The organism is Myroides gitamensis (genome assembly GCF_029894455.1).
Lineage (GTDB): Bacteria > Bacteroidota > Bacteroidia > Flavobacteriales > Flavobacteriaceae > Flavobacterium > Flavobacterium odoratum.
Genome location: NZ_JARYHN010000001.1, coordinates 2214195 through 2231712, shown reverse-complemented (window position 1 = coordinate 2231712; position 17518 = coordinate 2214195). Strand labels below are relative to the sequence as shown.

Sequence of the window (17518 nt, the reverse complement as noted above, 5' to 3'; positions counted from 1 at the left end):
CCTTAAAAATACAATTTTTATGCCAAACAAGTATGTTTTTGCTATTTGTTTTCGTTCCAGTAGTAACTATCAGGATAAAGACGTTCACCAAAAATTGCTGTTCCCACGCGTACAATGGTAGCTCCCTCTGCTATAGCTATTTCTAAATCACCGCTCATTCCCATGGATAGTTCTTTCATTTCAACGTTAGGTAAATGCAGCTCCTTCGCTTGTTGTTGTATATTTTTAAGTAATTGGAAACAAGGGCGTATTTGAGCTTCATCTGCACTAAATAAACCAATGGTCATGAGACCTTTGATGCGCAAGGTATCAAGTTGAGCAACCTCTTGTATAAGTGCTAAAGCGTCTTCAGGAGCGATCCCAAATTTACTTTCTTCATTTGATGTATTAACTTGAATTAGGACCTCCATTATTTTATTTTCTGAAGTCAAACGCTGGTGTAGTTTCGTGGCAAGGTCCAATCGATCAATCGAATGAATACACGTCACATCGTATTTTAAGATGTCTTTGATCTTATTGGTTTGCAAATGGCCGATAAAGTGATTCGTCGGTTTGAGGTCAAGCAGATCGTCGTATTTTTCTTTTATCTCTTGAATTTTATTTTCACCTAGTAAGGTTTGACCTGCCTCAATAGCTAAGCGAATTCTCGCTGCAGGAACGGTTTTTGTAGCCAATAATAATTGAACCTCTTGAGGATCTCTATTGTTAGCTATACATGCCTTTTCAATGCGTTGTAAAATGTACTTGATGTTTTCTTGAATGTGTAACATAGGATATGAATTAAGAGATAAACAAAATTGGCGAAGCCGAAACTCCGCCAACAAACTAGACTTATTTCCACCAATTATAGTAGTTATGCACTCCATCGTATTGAAAATCACATTTCGGATAGAGATTATTACCAATGATGTTCGTTTTTTCAGTTTCGAGCATTAATCCACAAGCATTTGTTTCTTCACACCATTTTTTACTACGGTCAATTAAAGCAACCGACAATCCTTTTCCTCTATGGTCAGGATGTACAAATAGGTCACTTAACAACCATTGTTTTTGTAGTTTAATGTAGTGAAAAAGCTTGTACAATTGAACGAAACCAACTGCCTTATTATCGATCATGGCTAAGAAGATATCAGATTCTCCATGGAGTAGGCGCTCTTTGATGAAAGCTGTACTCCCTTGTAAATCCGCTTCTTGACGATAGAAAATACGGTATAAGTTAAATAATTCCGAAGCTTCTTTTAAATCTTCTAAGCTTGCTTTTTTAATTGTGTAGTTCATCTTTATTTTTATTTTACAGGGCAAAAGTATAAGAGATTAGGACTATCTTTGTGGTCCAGATAAGTTATAATTAGTAGTCCAATATGTTGCCATTTGAAAGAATCATTACGATAGATAGGACAAGTAATATTCCTATTTATAGACAGATTGCTATTTCGTTTATCAACGCGATTAGCCAGGGAATTATCAAAGCCAATACGCATTTACCAAGTACACGTGATTTGGCGAAATTGCTAGGGGTACATCGCAAAACAATAGTAGCGGCTTATGAAGAATTGGAAGCCCAAGATTGGGTTGTTTCTGTTCCGCGAAAGTATGTGGCTGTTTCTGCAAAGATTCCACATTTAAAGCCTAAAAAATGGTCAGACGAAGCGGCGAATGAATCATCGTATGGTGCCTTTTTTGATTTGCCTTTTAAGCAAATCACTGCACCTAAACGGAAGTCAACTACGATCTTACCAGATGTAATTATTGACGATGGTTTTCCAGATGTACGACTTTCTCCTATTGATGATTTACTTAAGATTTACCGCTCGTATACGTCAAAGAAGCACAGTATTCGCAATGCTACTTTTGGCAGCGCACAAGGTAGCTTAAAACTACGGGAGGTCTTGGCGGACTATCTATCCGAAACGCGAGGCTTAAATATTGAGAAAGAGCATCTTTTAATCACACATGGTGCCCAAATGAGTATTTATTTGGCTGCTCAATTATTGTTGACTCAAGGGGATGTTGTTGTGGTTGGAAAACCCAATTATGGAATGGCAACAAAGGTGTTTGAACAAACGGGAGCAACAGTAATTGAAGTAGGGGTTGACGATTGCGGTTTAGTTGTTGAAGAGGTACAAGCCATTTGTGAACAGCAACCGATTAAAGCTATTTATGTGATCCCACATCACCATTATCCTACAACAGTAACCATGAGTATTGAAAGGCGAATTGCTCTATTGAAGTTATCTCAACAGTATGCATTTGCTATTATTGAAGATGATTACGATTATGATTATCACTATGCCTCATCTCCCTATTTACCTTTGGCTAGTAGTCCACATAATGGCAATATTATTTATATCGGATCCTTTTCAAAACTATTAGATCCATCGATTCGCATTGGGTTTATGGTAGCTCCTTTTAATTTTATTGAACAAGGAGTAGCCTTGAGGAAACTAATTGATGTCGGTGTTGATGGTTATATGCAAAATGCGTTAGCTGAGTTGATTAAACTCGGAGAGTTGAAACGACATATCAAGAAAGCAAAAAAATGTTATTTTTCTCGAAGAGATTATTTAGATCAGTTGTTGCAGGAGCATTTGCAAGCTCATGTGACGTATGCTTTACCATCAGGAGGAATGGCAATATGGTTGGTGTTGAAAAAACCGCACCTCGTTGAATATTTAATTAACCATCCACAATTGGCCATTAAGCGAGCGGTAGTTGAATTAAATGCTTTTCGCTTTGGGTTTGCCTCAATGAATGAAAAGGAATTGGAACAGGCGGTTTTGTTGTTAAAGAAGATTATAGAAGAAAAGAAATAGAACGAATACGTACAAAATAAAAAAGTTGATTGTCATGTGTGAAACAGGAAGTGCTTCACACATGACGAATCACTTGTTATTATTTAGCAATATCAATTAAGATTTTTACTTCCGAAGGGTTTTTGATTAAAGCTTCAAAACCTCGATCGACAATTTCATCTAAACTGATTTTATTGGTAATTAATTTTTCAACTGGCATTTGCCCGCTGCTGATTAATTTCATGGTTTGTGGAAATATATTTCGATACGCAATCACGCCTTTGACTGTAATTTCGCGTAAAACTTGTTGGAGAGCATCATGTTGAACAGGTTGTCCAAATAGAGCAACAAGAACTACAGTTCCTCCGTTTCGTACTACATTAAAACCAGTTGTATAAGAGGCTTGTACACCTGCACAATCTAAAAATACATGAGGGCCTAATTGATCAGTTACTGCTTTGATTTTTTGGTGTAAATCAGCATCCATAGCATTAAATACATGGGTTGCGCCAATTTCTTTTGCTTTTTCTAAGCGTTTCTCCGCTACATCGGTTACAATAACAGTGCTAGCACCTGCTGCTAAAGCTGCTTGAGTACACAATAGACCAATTGGACCAGCTCCAGAAATGAATACTGTTTCTCCTAATTGGATATTACTTTGCATAACAGCATAAACAGCAACGGCAGCCGGTTCTACCATAGCTCCTTGTTCAAAAGTCATCGAGGTTGGCATTGGATGAACCATATAATCTTCTACGACAACATAATTTGCAAATCCGCCATCACCAGCTAGTCCAATAAAACCAAGGTGTTCACCTAAATTGTATTGTCCCGCAGTTGTAAAAGGACTGTCAAAGTTTTTATAGATCGGTTCTACGACTACGCGATCTCCTTTTTTGAAATGGGTAACTCCTTCACCAACTTCTTCAATAATACCCGAAAATTCATGGCCTAATGTCGTTACGCCTTGGTGACCATTCAGTGGATAAGGAGCATCCATGGGAATTAATTGAGGTCCGTGGTTATACTCATGCAGGTCAGAACCGCAAATCCCAGCAAATTGAACGGCAATTTTAACTTGACCTGTTTTAGGTTGTGGAATAGTGACTTCCTCTACGCGGATGTCTTTGGCTGCATACCAACGTGCTGCTTTCATTGTTTTCATAGGTAGATTTTTACGTGTTTCTATCAAAGTTAGGAAAAAGGAAGCATATGGTCGGTTACTTAGTAGTTAAACGTATATAAATTAACGAGGTTTAAGAAAAAAGTAGCAGAGAAGAATTTAGGGTAGACCTATGATATTGGAATCTTCCGTATCCTGTCTTGTGATTTGCGAGAAGACTTCGCAAGATTTAAAGCAAATAGTTGGGCATTTTTTCTTATTTTTGTTTGAATAAAAAAAGTAAGGTATGGCAACAGTTACATTAAAAAATAATCCATTTCACACAGTAGGTGAATTACCAGGTGTGGGCGTAGCGGCTCCTAATTTCGAATTAGTTGGAGTAGATTTAGCAACAAAATCAACAGCAGATTTTGCAGGTAAAAAAGTAGTTTTAAATATTTTCCCTAGCATTGACACGCCTACATGTGCGATGTCTGTTCGTACATTTAATCAACAAGCAGCACAATTACCGAATACAGTAGTATTGTGTATTTCTAAGGATTTACCTTTTGCTCAAACTCGTTTTTGTGGTGCTGAAGGAATTGATAATGTTGTTATGTTGTCTGATTTTAGAACTGGAGCATTTGGTCAAGCTTATGGAGTAACGTTTGCTGATGGACCTTTAGCAGGTTTATTATCGCGTTCAATTGTTGTAATTAATGAAGAAGGCAAAGTGGTATATACCGAACAAGTTGCTGAAACAGCAAATGAACCAAACTATGAATTAGCTTTAGCTGCCCTATAAGCGGATTAAATTAGCGCATGTAAAAAAAAGATATTTTTAAAGAAAGTAGCGATTTGTTATTTAAAATCGGCCACATTTTTTAAAGATATCTTTTACTTTATTACATTAGCGAGCCAAGTGTAAAAGCCTATCTTATCAATTGCAATGTATAAATGGAAAGAGAAAATAAATCAACAAAGAAAAAAACAGCCCCGCTTGAACAGAAAAAATACGATACAGCCATTTTAAAGAATTCGCGTTTTCTGTTTTCTATTCTATTGATTATTATGGGAATATCCCTTACGTTGAGTTTTATTTCGTACTTTATTTCGGGAATAGAAGATCAAAGTAATTTACTCGATGTAGGAAATAGAGAGCTAGAAGTAAATAACTGGTTAGGTAAATTAGGAGCCTATTTGGGCCATGTTTTTATTTATCAAGGGTTTGGATTAGCTTCTTTTTTCTTTGCTAAATTATTGATACATACAGGAGTCTATGCCTTTTTTTGGGATAGCTTCAAAAAGAATTAAAAAAGTTGTTTTTTGGGACCTGATCTCTATGATTTTATTAGGGAGTTTCTTAGGTTTCTTTTGGCAATCGAATCCTCTTTTAGGAGGAACAGTAGGGTATGAGATTAATTTATACTTAACGGATTACTTAGGAACTGCAGGAGCTATTTTATTAATTAGCTTTATTACGTTGACTTTCCTTTTATTCCGCTATAAATTATCGCCTACTAAAATTAGAGACTTTATTGCAACTATTCCAGCGAAGTTTTCTAAGCTTGCACCCGGTACGAAGTTAGATGATGCGTCTTTTGATAAAGAGGTGACTCCAACTCCAGAGGGGAATAAGGCTGCTACTGTAGTTTCAGCTCAGGATAAAAAAGAACCGATTGTACCTGTAGAAGAAAAGACAAATAAAGTGATACAACCAGAGGAGGAAATTCGTGTAAAAGAAACACAGCCTTCTGCTTTTTCTATTGACCATAAGAGTATTAAACCTACCATAGGACATAGTTCTGAATTGAATTTGCCACTTAAAAAAGAAGGAGGCGAAGTACAAAAAGAAGAAGAACCTAAACTTGCTTCAACAGAGGATTTTGTGATTGAAGCTGCACAGGATGAGGGAACGGTAGAGGAGAATTTAGCGGCTCAGTTGGTACAGGATTTTGGAGAGTTTGATCCGACGTTGGAGTTGTCTAACTATCAATTTCCTTCCATTGATTTACTGAAAGATTATGGAGCTGGGGGGATTACCATTAATCAAGAAGAACTAGAAGAAAACAAAAATAATATCGTAGAGACCCTGCGAAATTATAAAATAGATATTGCTCAGATTAAAGCAACTGTTGGTCCAACAGTTACCTTATATGAGATTGTACCTGAGGCAGGTGTTCGTATTTCTAAAATTAAAAACTTAGAGGATGATATTGCGTTGTCTTTAGCCGCTTTAGGGATTCGTATTATTGCGCCGATTCCTGGTAGAGGAACCATTGGTATTGAAGTACCGAATACAAGTCCATCGATTGTTTCGATGCGCAGTGTAATTGCGTCACCTAAGTTTCAAAGTGCCGAAATGGAATTGCCAGTCGCTTTAGGAAAGACGATTTCCAATGAAACTTTTGTGGTCGATTTAGCGAAGATGCCACACTTGCTGATGGCTGGAGCGACAGGACAAGGTAAGTCTGTTGGATTGAACGCTTTATTGGCTTCTTTGTTGTATAAGAAACACCCTGCCGAAGTGAAGTTTGTGTTGGTGGATCCGAAGAAAGTAGAGCTGACGTTATTCAATAAAATTGAACGCCATTATTTAGCAAAATTACCCGATTCGGAAGAAGCAATTATCACAGATAATACGAAGGTTATCAATACCTTAAATTCACTTTGTATCGAAATGGATAACCGTTACAGCTTATTGAAAGATGCTATGGTTCGAAATATTAAGGAGTACAACGAGAAGTTCAAGCAACGACGTTTGAATCCTGAGAATGGACATCGTTTTTTACCTTATATCGTTTTGGTGATTGATGAGTTTGCCGATTTGATTATGACGGCTGGAAAGGATGTTGAGACTCCAATTGCGCGTTTAGCTCAGTTGGCACGTGCGATTGGGATTCACTTGATTATTGCAACACAACGACCATCGGTAAACGTAATTACAGGTATTATTAAGGCAAACTTCCCTGCGCGAATTGCGTTCCGCGTAACGTCAAAGATTGACTCTCGTACGATTTTAGATCAACAAGGGGCTGATCAGCTAATCGGTAGAGGGGATTTATTGTATACCCAAGGAAATGATTTAGTGCGTGTACAATGTGCTTTTGTCGATACACCTGAAGTTGAAAAAATAACAGAATATATTGGAGGGCAAAAAGCGTATCCAGATGCTTATTTATTGCCTGAATATGTAGGAGAAGATGGAGGTGGATCCGCTTTAGAGATGGATATTAGTGAGAGAGATTCGCTGTTTAGAGATGCTGCTGAAGTTATTGTCGTTGCCCAACAAGGTTCAGCTTCATTACTGCAACGTAAATTGAAGTTGGGGTATAACCGAGCTGGACGTATTATTGATCAATTGGAAGCTGCAGGAATTGTAGGCCCTTTTGAAGGTAGTAAAGCTCGTAGTGTACTGATTCCAGATATTACCTCCTTAGAACGTTTCTTTCAAGAAGAACAAAATGACTTATTTAACTAAGAAAACGAAGAGTAAACATGAAAAAAATAGTATGTCTTTTATTGATTTGTAGTACAGCCTTAACGTATGGACAGAGTAGCCAACGCGCTAAAAATTATTTGGATGAAGTAAATAAGAAAATAGCAAGCTATACGACCATTTCTATTGATTTTCACTATGCGCAAATTGATGGGAAATCAGGAGATATCAATCAAGAGACCGATGGGCATATCGATTTAAAAGAGAATTTATATCGCTTGAGTTTTATGGATATGACGCGTATTTTTGATGGTAAAAAAATCTATACCATTAGTGATGAAGATAAAGAAGTAACTGTTTCAAAATACGATCCTAAAAAGATTGACAATGCATTGCCTTTGCAAATATTGACGTTCTATAAAGAAGGATATGATTTGCAATGGGATATCCTACAAAATGTAAAAGGCAAAGAAATTCAGTACATTAAATTGATTCCACTTGATAAGAAATCAGGAATAAAAGAGGTATTGGTAGGGGTTGATCATGCAACAAAGCAGATCTATACTAAAATTCAAGTCAATAAAAATGGCTCGAAGTCAGTCTTGACGGTTAAATCTTTTAAAACTAACCAAAGTATGTTGAAAAATCATTTTACCTTTACAAGCGCAGATTATTCAAATTATTACATCAATAACATAGATTAATTCCTCTTCGTGAAAATACTTGATCGCTATATACTAACCTCTTTTGTATCGACACTGTTTACAGTGTTTATCATTCTTTACTTTATCTTTATTTTACAAGGAATTTGGTTGTTTATTACCGAATTGGCTGGAAAGGATTTAGACTTTTTTATCATTGTGCAGTTCTTACTGTTTTATTCGCCTAAGATGATTCCGTTGGTTTTGCCCTTATCGGTTTTATTAGCGTCGATTATGACGTTTGGGAATTTTGCTGAACACTACGAGTTTGCTGCAATGAAAGCATCGGGTATTTCCTTGAAAAGGGCGATGCAACCGTTGTCTATTTTTATTGCTGTATTGGCTTTAATTTCATTTTGGTTTGCCAATGATGTTATTCCGAAAGCGGAATATCGCTTCATTAATATGCGAAAGGAAATTTTGCAGACAAAACCAGCGATGGCAATTGCCGCGGGACAGTTTAATGATGTTGGAGCAATTAACATCAAAGTAGATAAGAAAACGGGTGAAAAAGGGCAGTATTTAGAAAATGTAACCATGCATATTAAGTCAGCATCAGGGTACGATAATAAAGCTGTTATTCGTTCAGTTGATGGTGAATTAGCGTCAGATAATGCTTCGAATATTTTGCAATTGCACTTATTTGATGGAAATTATTATGAAGATGTAGTACCCAAATCTACTTCTCAAATGCGCAAGAAACCTTTTACCAAGGTGGCTTTTGAAAAATATACCATGAATATAGATTTGGGAGCTTTACAAGATGATGGCGCTGAAAAGGAAGAGATTAAAAATACATACCATATGTTGAATATCAAAGAATTAACCTATACGATTGATTCATTGGAAACGACTTTGGTTAGTGATAGAAACTCCAATATGGAAAATATGTTGCTTCGTTATAATGGTATTTATAATCCATATAATTTCAAGAATAAGGAAGCGACAAAGAATAGAGATGCTGCAAAAGATTCCATTAAAGAGAAAGAAGTAGATATAAAAGGAAATGCTTTAGCTAGTTTTTCGGAACCTATGCAAGGAAGGATTTTACAATCGGCTATTGATTATACCAATAATATTGTATTCAATACTGAATCAAATGATGTTGCAACATTAGGGCAGATTAAGAAATTAAATGATCACTACTTGGCCTTGTATGAAAAATTTGTCATCGCCTATTCTTGCTTTTTAATGTATTTCATTGGAGCACCTTTGGGAGCAATTATTCGAAAAGGAGGATTGGGATTACCTATTGTATTTGCGGTGATTATTTTTATTATGTATCACTTTGTGAATACATTTGGTAAGAAATTAGCTCAAGAGGATGGGATACAACCTATTATAGGAGCTTGGGCAGGTGCGGTGGTACTTACGCCATTAGCAATCTTTTTAACCCTAAAAGCAACGCGCGATAATGGGGAAGTGAATTTCTTAGGATTCTTTTCAACAATTGGAGATTTCTTTAAGGGATTATTCACCAAAAAGCAACCAGTAAAAGAAGAAGAACAAACAGTAGAATAACACACAACAAAAATATATTTATTATGTCAACGAATCATATTCAGTTAAATACGATAGAAGAAGCTATAGAAGATATTAGAGCAGGGAAAGTAATTATTGTCGTGGATGATGAAGATCGTGAGAATGAAGGAGATTTTATAGCTGCAGCAGAGATGGCAACACCAGAGATGATTAATTTCATGGCTACGCATGGACGTGGTTTGATTTGTGCGCCATTAAATGAAAAACGTTGTAAGGAATTAGATTTAAAACCAATGGTTCAAAATAATACGGTACTGCATCAAACGGCTTTTACCGTGTCTATCGATTTAATCGGTCATGGTTGTACAACGGGAATTTCAGTACAAGACCGTGCGAAGACTATTTTATCGTTGGTAGATGATACAACAAAACCAGAAGATTTAGGACGCCCAGGACACATTTTTCCTTTGATTGCAAAACAGGGAGGGGTTCTACGTCGAACAGGACATACAGAAGCAGCTGTAGATTTAGCGCGTTTAGCTGGGTTTAAATCGGCGGGAATTTTAGTTGAAATCTTAAATGAAGACGGAACGATGGCTCGTTTACCTCAATTGATTGAAGTAGCGAAGAAATGGGACTTGAAAATTATTTCAATTGAAGCTTTGGTGGCTTACCGCATGAAACACGATAGCCTAATTGACAAGAAAGAAGATTTTGAAATCGAAACTCGTTTTGGTAAGTTTAGATTACGTGCTTATCAACAAATTACCAATAAGCAAATCCATATTGCCTTGACAAGAGGAGAGTGGAAGGAAGATGATGCTGTTTTAACGCGCATTAATTCGATGATTGGCAGTAATGATATTCTAGATGCTTTAAGTGGTAAATTAGATGTACGTGTTGAAGCGGCATTTAATAAAATCAACGAAGAAGGAAAAGGAGCGATCTTATTTATCAATCAAGATGCACAAAATATCAGTTTGTTACGTCGATTGAGCTTTATCAAGGATCAATTGAATGGAAAATTAGATATGGAGACCCCAAAATTACCAGGAGATGAAAAGGATTTTGGTATTGGAGCTCAAATTTTACATGATTTAGAAATCACTAATATTCGTTTAATGACTAACTCTGAGCCGGAAAAACGTGTAGGAATGATTGGGTATGGTTTAGAAATTACAGATTACGTTACGTATTAACTAACGATATAGTAAGTAGTTGGAAGTATAGTGCGATTTTTTATTTAAAAAATGAATTTTCTTTTTTGCATAATTAAAAAAACGCGCTATATTTGCACTCGCAATACAGAAGTAAAGCAGACTACTGGAGAAATGGCAGAGTGGTCGATTGCGGCAGTCTTGAAAACTGTTGACTGTAACAGGTCCGGGGGTTCGAATCCCTCTTTCTCCGCAAAGAAAACCGATAACGAGAGTTGTCGGTTTTTTTATTTTCCAAAAAGTACCCAAAGCTCGCTTTGAGGGTACTTTTTGGAAAATAAAAAATGTGGATAAACGCAGTTTATCTGTTTTCTTTGTGTCAATTTACCTTGTTTGGGGATATGCAATCCCTCCTTCTTTTTGAAATAAATTTTCATGTTATTAGGGTGAATTGCCATTCACCCCTACGTTTATTCTGAAAATAAAAAAAACACAAGACCGAATGCAATGAGGGATTGGTTTTCTTTGTGTCAATTTACCTTGTTTGGGGATATGCAATCCCTCCTTCTTTTTGAAATGGATTTTCATGTTATTAGGGTGAATTGCCATTCACCCCTACGTTTATTCTGAAAATAAAAAAATACAATACCGAATGCAAGTAGAATTTGGTTTATGCCTATGTATCTTGTTTTGAATAGATAATCCTTTTATAAAAAAGGTATATTCTTTCCAATGGATGTAACTTTTTCGATTAAGCACGTCTTATTCTACAGGAGCTATACTTTTAAGCTATTTCTTTCTACAATGAAAAAGGACGGACTTAAAGAAAAGATATAACCAAAAAACGAGTTACACCTATGAAAAATACTATCCAACCCAACGTCATTTTTTACTATTCATTTTATTTGTTTTCCCAACGATTACATTTGCTCAACAGATGGATTATATTGCGTATTACACGTCTATTAATGGTGCAGAAAGGTTAGCAGTACAAAATAAAGAAAGGCAGGCGTGCTAAAGAATATGATAAAGCGTTTCAAACTGCTTTTCCTTTTCCAGATGATATTATTGATGCAATCAAGATAAATGGAAAAATAGGTAATAAAGATGAAGTAAATAAATTACTGAAATTATTGGTTCTTAGTGGATATAAAAAAGAAAATGAAATTTCAGCGTATATAGAAGAGGACAATCAATATTTTAAGTATAGTAAAGAAACTTATGCTGGAATTCCAACAGTTCCAACAGCATTGGATTCTATTTATGAGCAATACAGAAAGGACTATCTTAAAAATATTGACCCTACAAAGGATCAATATGTGTCTATTTTTAAATCCTATGAATTCTTGATTATCTATGCGAGAAAATTAACGACTGACAATTCGGAGGAATCTAAAGCGATAGATTTACAAAATATACTGTGGAGTAGTACAAAAGATTTGTTTTTAAATTTATATCATGCTGGTCAAGATATCAGTAGACAACATACAGATTCGTGGAACGATGATTTATTTATCAATAGTTTAATCCATTCAGCACAAGCTGTAAGCTATAGAAAAGACGAGTATCAAGACTTTTTATTGAAAATGGTCCAATTGGGCAATTTGTCTCCTTACCAATATGCCGTTATCATCGACGATGTAGAGCGAAGATTAGGGAATCCTCAAATTTATGGAACGCTTACTGACGCTATAGAATTTGACGGTGATATGGAGAAATATAGAAACACGCCAAAACAAATTTCTGCAATTAAAGAGATAAGCAAAGTAGATGAAAGAAGAAAAGCTATATTCTTACCGCCTTTATGGGTAAGTGCAAAAAAATACAGTTTTAAACTTCCAGAAAATTATAGTTTTTAATAGCTTCTAAATTTAAAATTACCAGTCAAGTAGTAATAAAAAAAGTGCTAAGGATAACCCTTAGCACTTCAAAAGTTAGTTTACTTTTTAATTAGTTTTTCTGTTGCGATGCGTTTGCCATCTGCTTCGATAACAACTACATAAGTTCCTCTAGGGAGGTGTTTCACAGAAAGCGGAATTTCTCCGTCTTTTCCACTTAAGTTTTGTTTGTGGTGTTGTACACCGGTTAAATCGTAAACCGCAATACTTTGTGCTTGTTCATAGGCTGTGCCTAAATGATAGACCACTGTAGTTTGATCGGTTGTCGGATTTGGTGTTAGCGTAATGGAGGCTGGTTGATTCAGCATTCTCCAATGCGTATCTCTCAATTGTACTTCTAGGATACTCGCACAATCAGGTCCACCGATGATAAAGAAATCATGAACGCCAGGGGAGTAGGTTCCATTGACATGGAATTCTACAGGGAAAGAGTTTGATCCTGGGTTAAGGACTACTACATCAGGAATGAATGTTCCATATCCGTAGAAACTACTTAAACTCACTGTAATTGGACTACCTGTTGGATTGTCAATAAACATATGATATTCAAAACCACCTGGGATGGTATTACTCAATTCGAAATTCGCTTTAAAACGACATGGATTTTGTGGACATCGCTTAGGGTCGAATTGAATCATTGGTCTATTGCTTTCGTACGTACATCCTTGTTGATGGATTGATAATTGATAAGTACCAGTGGTTACAATTTGTTGAGGCTGAATAGCATTGCTACCACTTTGCGTTGTAGCATTATTCACCTCCCATTTGTATTGCTCATACATACCTAATGGACCGATGAGATACGAAGGTTGACAAACGGTATAACAGCCCGATGGAACCACCCACATTGCGCGTTGTGGATTATGAGGTGCTTGAATATAACTTGTTGCACTACATCCTGTAGTTTCGGTGTAGGTAACGCTATAAGCTCCTCCATGTGTAACGCGAATGGATTGCCCTGACATACCATTGCTCCAAGTATAAGTACCCGTTGATGGTCCGTTTGCTGTTAATCGCAATACATAAGGATCACAATTTTCTACCTGAAATGAAATAGATGGTGTAGGTACCGGTGGGTGTACTACGATGGTCATCGTGAAGCTATTCGCACAAGAAGTGTCATTGGCTGCACGAGTAAAGAAGGTATACGTATAGGTACCTGGTGATAAATTACCGCCAACCGTAATAACTTTATTCGTATTTCCACTTACCCAGTTGCTGTAATTAGCAGGTATTGAAGGACCTGACCAGCGGTGTTCTGCCGTATCGTCCATTGTTATTCCAGTTAATGTGGTTGTTTCTCCATAGCATACGGATGTATTACCGCTAATACTAGCGTATGGTGGTTTGCGTAGGAGATAATTCTTAGGATTCGTTGCCATGGAATTGTTTTTACAACCATCTTGGTCGATCAACACAGGCCAGTAGCTTCCACTCTTCGGAGGAAGGAACGAAGTACCACTTCCCACTTGTTGATTACCCAACATCCAAATAACATTCGCAGGCATTGGACTAGCTGATACCGTTAATGGTTGAGCATTACCTTGACAGTAATTCGCTACCGGCGGATTAATTGTGATACTGCTAAAAGTAGCCGTTTTAATTGTAACCTTAGGTGCGTTTGCTGTTGTTGTTTCATATGTACAACCATACGGTGTGGTAATTCTCAACTTAATTGGTTGATTCAATCCCGGAGGAAGCTGAATGTAGGTCGTTGCCCCATTAGCAATAAAGGAGGTATTACTAAATACCCATTCATACTTGTTACTTGCGTTGTAATTAGGTATCGTTAAGGAGATAGTATCATCCGAACAGTACGTTAATGGTGATAACGTAAAGTTAGGACTTGGTTCTGTTGCTAAGGTTACAGGAAGCATAATACTACACGACGGTTTACCCGGAGAGGTTATGGTGAGTGTGTAATTATGTGTACCTGGAGCTACGCTGTTTAAGGTATAGCTATTTCCTGAAGCGGATGAAGGAACACCTGGACCACTGTAGCCGAAATGAAGTAGATTCGGATCGATTTCATACGTAAGTGAATTATTATGTAAGGTCACTTTGTATGTTCCATCACCATTGCACGTGATTTCTGTCGCTAACTTCGGTTGATAGTGTTTCTTTACCGTGAATGTTTTAATGATAATACAGCCTGAATAGTTTAGTAGCACAGTTACGGTATGTGCACCCGGAACAGTCGTTTTAAATTTACCAGTTGGCGTGTTTTGGGTATTAGGATCTAGGGTTAGATGGATACTACCTGACCACGTAATCGATGTAGGTGCATAGCCTACATTTATTCCCGCTGTGATTTCATCACAGTCTGTCCAGGTTGCAGACATACTGGCATTAGGATCAGGAGTAATAGTACATCCCCCTGTGCCTGTACCGCCGCCACAACTTTCAGTTACATAAATGTAGTCTGATTTAACTAAACAACCATTGCGATCAATCACCTCCAAATAGTAGGTTCCACCAGGATTAGGGCCTGAAATTGTAAGATTAGGGCCTGTAAAACCTGGAATTGGCGTTGTACTAGTTGTTTTGTACCACTTGAATATCATAGAGGCGGTAATTCCAGTCGATACCGTTGAGGTAATATTGATACCCGTATACGTTGTTGGACAAACAACATAGCTATACTGTGGAGAAATGTGTAGTTCCGTTTGAGGATATACGGTTACATTTTTCGACGTTGAACTGGTATAGTTACAGATGCTCAGTTGTAGCGTTAAACTACGTGCGATATTGTTGTTGGACTGGTTCGTGAAATTATTTGGAATTGTAATACTCGAACCTCCTGTATAGTTTACTGTTCCTTGTGCTACACCATCAATAAGAATTTGAATTTGAGCGGATGATGGTAGCGCAGGTGTTATTGAAATCGGTACAACCACATTACCTTGATTGCTGCAAATTGGATCAATGTTTCCAATTGTAATTACTGGTTTGACTAGCAATTGAATGGGATAGGTTTTCTCGATGGTTCTTCCACATTTTGTAACAGCTACTTTCAATAGACCAGCAGACGAACTGCTTATTTCATTGAATCCCACTTTTACATTGGAACTGTTAATTCCCTCGATAATACTTCCGAAATTGGTTGCTCCTGTACTGCTCACAATACTCCACTGAATAAGATCAGGAGTAATTCCTCCTAAGTTTAATGTGAAGTTAGCTGTACTACTTGGACAAAACGTTGTCAAACCACTGTTGTTTTGAATAACGGGATTGATTACAATTTCGCTGACGTTGTATTGAGCAGGTAAAGAGCTACATATCTTGCCGTTTTTTACCGCTTGTTTAACAACACGCACCACTGCATTGGCACTAGTGAAAATCACATCGGCCTCCGTTCCTGTGTTGTCTCCTACAATTTGTCCATTGGTTACACTCCACATGTAAACGAAACCAGGTTCATCTTCACTTAAGGTATAGGTATAAGGTGTGTTTAAACACACTTTATTCGGACCTGATATGGTTCCTGTAAGTACGGGAGTTTGTACGATTTCTACTGTTATTGGATCTGATTGGCAGCCGTTGTTACTTGCTGTTACAACATGGGTACCTGCCGTAGGGAAATTGTAACTCATCGAAGGACCATTAGCGCTATAAACGATAGAACCGCCTACTTGGACTTGCCAATAGACTGAGGAACCGCTGTTATTATAGAAGGTCATAGGCGTATGTTGACAATTGGTCAATTCATCTCCTGTGCTGATTTCTGGGCGCTCTACAACTGTAAATTGAAAATCGGATTTGCCCATGCATTGGCCGTCATCAATCAATGTATTGCGGTATATCACTTGAAGATTATAAGTGCCTGGTGTTAATCCATCTACAACAATTTCATTGCGTTGCTCCGTACGAACTAACATTTGGTGATGAGAAGCTCCATCAATCATCCAGTCGAATTCTGTTGCTGGCCATTGTGGAAGTGAAAAACGAGCTTGACTGCCTTGGCAAATCATATCAGGCCCTTTGATTATTCCGTGTCTTAGAATTACCGGTACTTTTACCGTAGTCCAAGAAGGACAATAACATCTGGAACGATAGCTGATATAACCGAATCCATCTTGTGGATCTACTTGATCCCAAACAACCTCAATGGATGTGCCATGATGTGCGACAATGCTTCCACCGATGACTTTCCAATCACCTCCACAACCGTCATTGACACTATACGTAGCTGAACTTCCTTCACATACTACACTAGGACATGAAATTTTAAATTCTTTCGCGCGTTTTACCTCTACTTCCCATTTGTAAGTAGAGCTGCAATTACAGCTGTTTGTTACTTGTAAAGTGATGGTATAATGACCGGGATGATCATAGGTATGCGTCGGTTCAAATGTACTTGAAGTTGTACCATCGCCAAAATCCCAAAGATAGTTTACGAGGTCAGAACCGCCATTCGCAGTAGATAAGTTTTTAAAGGAAATAGGTAAAAAAGTACAAAAATCTCTTTGATGAGGTTCTATACCATCAATTTCAAAGTAAGCCTTAGGGCTGATGATTTTTTCAACACAAAGAGTGAGTACTTCAACGGTATTATCTGTATAGGTAATATTCAACGTAATACTGCCATTACCAGCGTTTCCCCATCGGATTTGTGCTCCAGTAGTACTGCTGCTTTGCACTTGTCCGCCTGTGATTTGCCATTGCACTTGGGCAACATTGTTTGCGCTAAAACTGTAGTTGACGGTACTGCCTTCGCAGACGCGTAAACAAAAACCAGCTTGAACCTGCTCATAGAAGTTGTAGTAGTCTCTTTCGCCTCTATCATCGTATTTGATACATCCAACTTCTTGATCCCAAGTAAGTACAGGATGGTTTGCCGTTTGTGCCTTCATTCCAAAAGACCACAGGGAAATCAGCATAAGCAACCCCAAGACCCTAAAAAGGGGCCATCGTTTTGTTTTTCTCATAAGGTGAATAATTAAACTT

The 17518-nt window shown here is 37.3% G+C and carries 10 protein-coding genes, 1 tRNA gene and 1 pseudogene; 8 read left to right on the top strand and 4 right to left on the bottom strand.

What is annotated here, in order from left to right; translation table 11 throughout:
• Window positions 1–41: 41 nt before the first annotated feature.
• Window positions 42–770, bottom strand: a complete 729-nt coding sequence (locus tag M2306_RS09775) for a YggS family pyridoxal phosphate-dependent enzyme (RefSeq protein ID WP_259190538.1) — start codon at window positions 768–770, stop codon at window positions 42–44.
• Between the two features lie 61 nt (window positions 771–831).
• The gene (locus M2306_RS09770) at window positions 832–1278 is read right to left on the bottom strand and encodes a GNAT family N-acetyltransferase (protein ID WP_259190540.1); all 447 of its coding nucleotides are present in this window, start codon (window positions 1276–1278) and stop codon (window positions 832–834) included.
• Window positions 1279–1361: 83 nt separating this feature from the next.
• Here M2306_RS09770 and M2306_RS09765 point away from each other — a divergent pair, with 83 nt between their 5' ends.
• Entirely contained in the window at window positions 1362–2813 is a 1452-nt protein-coding gene (locus tag M2306_RS09765) for an aminotransferase-like domain-containing protein (protein WP_115089637.1), read from the top strand.
• A 79-nt stretch (window positions 2814–2892) separates the two neighbouring features.
• On the opposite strand, the gene M2306_RS09760 is transcribed toward M2306_RS09765, so the two are convergent.
• Complete coding sequence (locus M2306_RS09760; protein WP_259190542.1) at window positions 2893–3957, bottom strand: 2,3-butanediol dehydrogenase; 1065 nt, start codon at window positions 3955–3957, stop codon at window positions 2893–2895.
• Between the two features lie 244 nt (window positions 3958–4201).
• Between M2306_RS09760 and tpx the strand changes: the two genes are divergently transcribed.
• From tpx to M2306_RS09725, 7 genes and pseudogenes are all read left to right on the top strand, one after another.
• Window positions 4202–4699, top strand: a complete 498-nt coding sequence (gene tpx, locus M2306_RS09755) for a thiol peroxidase (protein WP_259190543.1) — start codon at window positions 4202–4204, stop codon at window positions 4697–4699.
• A 152-nt stretch (window positions 4700–4851) separates the two neighbouring features.
• Window positions 4852–7375 (top strand): annotated as a pseudogene (locus M2306_RS09750) (FtsK/SpoIIIE family DNA translocase).
• A 17-nt stretch (window positions 7376–7392) separates the two neighbouring features.
• On the top strand, window positions 7393–8037 hold the full coding sequence (lolA1, locus tag M2306_RS09745) for an outer membrane lipoprotein periplasmic chaperone LolA1 (protein ID WP_259190546.1): 645 nt from the start codon (window positions 7393–7395) through the stop codon (window positions 8035–8037).
• A 9-nt stretch (window positions 8038–8046) separates the two neighbouring features.
• The gene (locus M2306_RS09740; RefSeq protein ID WP_115089641.1) at window positions 8047–9555 is read left to right on the top strand and encodes an LptF/LptG family permease; all 1509 of its coding nucleotides are present in this window, start codon (window positions 8047–8049) and stop codon (window positions 9553–9555) included.
• 23 nt (window positions 9556–9578) lie between these two features.
• On the top strand, window positions 9579–10715 hold the full coding sequence (gene ribB / locus M2306_RS09735) for a 3,4-dihydroxy-2-butanone-4-phosphate synthase (protein ID WP_259190549.1): 1137 nt from the start codon (window positions 9579–9581) through the stop codon (window positions 10713–10715).
• 126 nt (window positions 10716–10841) lie between these two features.
• Window positions 10842–10926: transfer RNA gene (locus tag M2306_RS09730), tRNA-Ser, on the top strand.
• A gap of 880 nt (window positions 10927–11806) precedes the next feature.
• Window positions 11807–12532: a hypothetical protein gene (locus M2306_RS09725; RefSeq protein WP_498882838.1), complete on the top strand. Its 726-nt coding sequence runs from the start codon at window positions 11807–11809 to the stop codon at window positions 12530–12532.
• An 80-nt stretch (window positions 12533–12612) separates the two neighbouring features.
• On the opposite strand, the gene M2306_RS09720 is transcribed toward M2306_RS09725, so the two are convergent.
• Window positions 12613–17499 carry a PKD domain-containing protein gene (locus M2306_RS09720; RefSeq protein ID WP_259190551.1) on the bottom strand — a complete coding sequence of 1629 codons (4887 nt, stop codon included), beginning with the start codon at window positions 17497–17499 and terminating at the stop codon, window positions 12613–12615.
• Between the last annotated feature and the right edge of the window lie 19 nt (window positions 17500–17518).

What these genes read in the sequence shown, in the direction of transcription:
- M2306_RS09765 (WP_115089637.1), top strand. Translation starts at nt 1,362, where the DNA reads ATGTTGCCATTTGAAAGAATCATTACGATAGATAGGACAAGTAATATT.
- M2306_RS09720 (WP_259190551.1), bottom strand. Translation starts at nt 17,499, where the DNA reads ATGAGAAAAACAAAACGATGGCCCCTTTTTAGGGTCTTGGGGTTGCTT.
- M2306_RS09775 (WP_259190538.1), bottom strand. Translation starts at nt 770, where the DNA reads ATGTTACACATTCAAGAAAACATCAAGTACATTTTACAACGCATTGAA.
- M2306_RS09770 (WP_259190540.1), bottom strand. Translation starts at nt 1,278, where the DNA reads ATGAACTACACAATTAAAAAAGCAAGCTTAGAAGATTTAAAAGAAGCT.
- tpx (WP_259190543.1), top strand. Translation starts at nt 4,202, where the DNA reads ATGGCAACAGTTACATTAAAAAATAATCCATTTCACACAGTAGGTGAA.
- ribB (WP_259190549.1), top strand. Translation starts at nt 9,579, where the DNA reads ATGTCAACGAATCATATTCAGTTAAATACGATAGAAGAAGCTATAGAA.
- M2306_RS09760 (WP_259190542.1), bottom strand. Translation starts at nt 3,957, where the DNA reads ATGAAAACAATGAAAGCAGCACGTTGGTATGCAGCCAAAGACATCCGC.
- lolA1 (WP_259190546.1), top strand. Translation starts at nt 7,393, where the DNA reads ATGAAAAAAATAGTATGTCTTTTATTGATTTGTAGTACAGCCTTAACG.